Origin of the sequence: Micromonospora sp. M51 (genome assembly GCF_018070305.1) — a bacterium.
In the GTDB taxonomy this organism is placed as follows: Bacteria; Actinomycetota; Actinomycetes; order Mycobacteriales; family Micromonosporaceae; genus Micromonospora; species Micromonospora parva.
Map to the genome: position 1 here is coordinate 1 of NZ_JAGPXZ010000698.1, position 3179 is coordinate 3179.

4 protein-coding genes are annotated in these 3179 nt (G+C 72.5%); 3 read left to right on the forward strand and 1 reads right to left on the reverse strand.

What is annotated here, in order from left to right; genetic code table 11:
• The coding region (locus KBX53_RS27300; RefSeq protein ID WP_210862408.1) for a GlxA family transcriptional regulator at positions 1–949 on the forward strand (949 nt) is incomplete at its 5' end.
• 86 nt (positions 950–1035) lie between these two features.
• On the opposite strand, the gene KBX53_RS27305 is transcribed toward KBX53_RS27300, so the two are convergent.
• Positions 1036–1881: an NAD(P)H-binding protein gene (locus KBX53_RS27305; RefSeq protein ID WP_210862410.1), complete on the reverse strand. Its 846-nt coding sequence runs from the start codon at positions 1879–1881 to the stop codon at positions 1036–1038.
• Positions 1882–1967: 86 nt separating this feature from the next.
• Between KBX53_RS27305 and KBX53_RS27310 the strand changes: the two genes are divergently transcribed.
• Both KBX53_RS27310 and KBX53_RS27315 read left to right on the forward strand, forming a co-directional pair.
• Positions 1968–2447 carry a MarR family winged helix-turn-helix transcriptional regulator gene (locus tag KBX53_RS27310; protein ID WP_247676301.1) on the forward strand — a complete coding sequence of 160 codons (480 nt, stop codon included), beginning with the start codon at positions 1968–1970 and terminating at the stop codon, positions 2445–2447.
• A 175-nt stretch (positions 2448–2622) separates the two neighbouring features.
• Positions 2623–3179, forward strand: a 557-nt coding sequence (locus KBX53_RS27315) for an MFS transporter (RefSeq protein ID WP_210862411.1), incomplete at its 3' end; no start/stop codon positions are given.

The following is a 3179-nucleotide window of genomic DNA, read 5'->3' on the forward strand; positions in this document are numbered from 1 at the left end:
GGACCTCGCCGGACCGTTCGAGGTCTTCGCCGAGGCCGCCAAGTTCGGCGCGCGCTACGAGCTGGAGGTGCGCTCCGGTGACGGCGCCGCCGTCCGTGCCTCGACGGGCCTACTCGTTCAGGTCGACGGCGCGGTCGACGCGGCGACCGACGTCGGAACCGCCCTCGTGGTCGGCGGCGACGCGTTGGCGGTGCGCCCGATCAGTGCCGACCTCACCGCCGCTGCCGCCACGCTGTCCCGCACCGCCGGGCGCACCGCCGCGGTCTGCACCGGCGCGTTCGTCCTGGCCGCCGCCGGCCTGATGGACGGTCGGCGGGCGACGACGCACTGGCAGCACGCCCGGTTGCTGTCCGCCGCCTTCCCGCAGGTCCACGTCGAGAGCGACGCGATCTTCGTACGGGACGGGACGATCTTCACCTCCGCCGGCGTGTCCGCCGGCATCGACCTCGCGCTCGCCCTGGTGGAGCGTGACCATGGTGCGGAGATCGCCCGGTCGGTGGCCCAGTCGCTCGTCGTCTTCCTGCAACGGCCGGGCGGCCAGTCGCAGTTCTCGCCGTCGCTCGCCCTGCCCCGACCCCGCACTCCGGTGCTGCGGCAGGTGATCGACGCGGTGGCAGCCGACCCGGCCGACGACCATTCGGTGCCGGCCCTCGCCGCCCGGGCGCACGTGAGCCCCCGTCACCTCTCCCGGATGTTCCGGCAGGAGCTGGGCAGCACCCCCAGCAAGTACGTGGAGGGCGTGCGGGTCGACGCGGCCATCCGGTTGCTGCACGCGGGGAAGTCGGTCACCGCCTCCGCCCGACAGGTCGGCATCGGCAGCCCGGAGACGTTGCGCCGGATGTTCCTCGCCCGGGTGGGGGTGTCGCCCCGCGCCTACCAGCAGCGCTTCCGAACGACCGAGCGGGACTCGACGACGGTGCCGGACGACGGGGGCCGGCCGGAGCACTGACCCGCGCACCACCGTCCGGTGCGCCCGAGCCCGGTGCCCTCCGGTGCGATCGCGCCGGAGGGCACCCGTGTCGAGCTGTCGACGGGTCAGAGGCTCGCGAACTGCTCGCGGTGATCGCTGACGAACTCGGCGAAGGTCCGTGGCTGCCGCCCAACGATCCGCTCGACATGGTCGTTGGTGAAGTCACCCCACCCCGAACCGTAGGCGACCCGGTACTCGGCGAGGACCTCGGCCGACCAGTGGTCGAGGCCGGCCTGGAGCAGGCCGTCGCGCGTCTGTTCCGGGCTCTGCGGCACGTAGCGCACCGGCTGGCCGAGCGTACGGGCCATCTCGTCCGCCGCCTGGTCCAGCGTGATGCTCTCCGGGCCGGTGGGCGTGTAGATCATGCCCTGGTGCTGCTCGGGTGCGGCGAGGATCGCCGCTCCCGCGGCGGCGATGTCCCGGGCGTCGATCAGGCCGACCCGGGCGTCACCGAAGAGCCCGAAGAGGTGCTCACCGGCCTTGGCGGCGAGCAGGTTCTGCATGAAGTGGCTCGGCCGCAGGATCGTCCACCCGATGCCCGACTCCTGCAGCTCCGCGTCGGAAAGCGCGTGCAGTCGGCCGTTGCGGGTCGGCGCGTCGTGCGCGGCGCCGATCGCGGAGAGCCGGACGATGTGCCGCACGCCGGCCTGCCGGGCCGCCCACACCGCGTTCATGCTCTGGCTCGGGGCGAGCGGACCCATCGGCATCAGCAGCCACAGCGTCGTCACGCCCTCGAACGCCGAGGTCAGCGTGGTGGGGCGGTCCAGGTCGCCGACGACGTAGTCGACTCCGTCGAGACCTGGCGTACGTGCCACGTCCCGTACGAGCGCGCGGACCGGCTGCTTGCCGGCCAACTCCCGCAGCACCTCCCGCGACACGGTGCCGTTTGCCCCGGTTATCAGAATGGTCATGGTCATCCTCTCGGTCAGGCGGACCGAGATCGGATCATCGGTCGCCGCCAGCGACGATATAGTCCAAAACTTGTACAGTCCAATGATTGGACCAAAGTATGAAGCGCAGCACACTGAAGGAGCAGGACCCTGACCTCGGGATCCTGGCCGTGCAGCTCTCCGCCCGCGTCCAGCGGGAGATCTTCCGACGTTCGGCCGAGCAGGGCTTCGACGACGTCCGGCCCCGCCACGGCGCGGTGCTGGCCTACCTCGACGCCGAGGGCACCCGCCCCGGCGAGCTGGCCCGGCTGGCCGGGCGCAACAAGCAGACGATGGGCGCGATCCTCGACGAGTTGGAGCGACTGGGCTACGTCCGGCGTACGCCCGACCCGGCCGACCGCCGCGCGAAGCTGATCGTGCCGACGGACCGGGGCCTCAGCTTCATGGCGGCCTCCGACGCCGTCGTGCACCTGATCGAGCAGAACCTCGCCGAAACGCTCGGCCCCGACCGGTACCGCGACTTCCGGGACGCACTGGGCCGTGGCGTGGCCAGCCTCCCCTCCGGCGGTCAGGACCCCGAGGGCTGAACCGGCGGCACGCGACGTCGTACCCCGGCGCTTTTCGGGGCGGGCGCAACCGCGGCGGACCGCGCCGAACCGGTCGAACTGGCATACGACGGTGCCGGCCGGGTACGCCGCCGTGGCCGCGCGGCCGGCGTGACGCCCGGGCCGGACCGTCTTCGTGCAGCCGAGGAGCACCGACATGTCGATCTCAGGGCGGGCCCGACTCTCGCCGACGGCCTCCCTGGTGCTGCTCGCGTCGATCCTGGTGTCGTTCCTGGCCGCGTCGGCGGCCCCGACCCCGCTCTACGGCGTGTACCAGGAACGCTGGCACTTCTCGCCGGTCACGACCACAGTGGTGTTCGCCGTCTACGCGCTCGCCGTGCTGGGGTCCCTGCTCGTCTTCGGCAAGCTCTCCGACCACCTCGGCCGGCGGCCGGTGCTGGCCGTCGCGATCGCGGTGCAGATCCTCGCGCTCGTCGTCTTCGTCTTCGCCAACGGCGTCGCCGCCCTGCTGATCGCCCGCCTCGTGCAGGGGCTGGCCGCCGGTGCCGCCACCGGGGCCGTGGGCGCTGCCATGCTCGACATCGACCGGGCCCGGGGAACCCTCGCGAACTCGCTCGCCCCGGGCATCGGAACCGGAAGCGGGGCGCTGCTCTCCGCGCTGCTCATCCAGTTCCTGCCCGCGCCGACGCGACTGGTCTACCTCGTCCTGCTCGTGATCCTGCTGATCCAGGCCGTCGGGGTCGCGCTGATGCC

What these genes read in the sequence shown, in the direction of transcription:
- KBX53_RS27305 (WP_210862410.1), bottom strand. Translation starts at nt 1,881, where the DNA reads ATGACCATTCTGATAACCGGGGCAAACGGCACCGTGTCGCGGGAGGTG.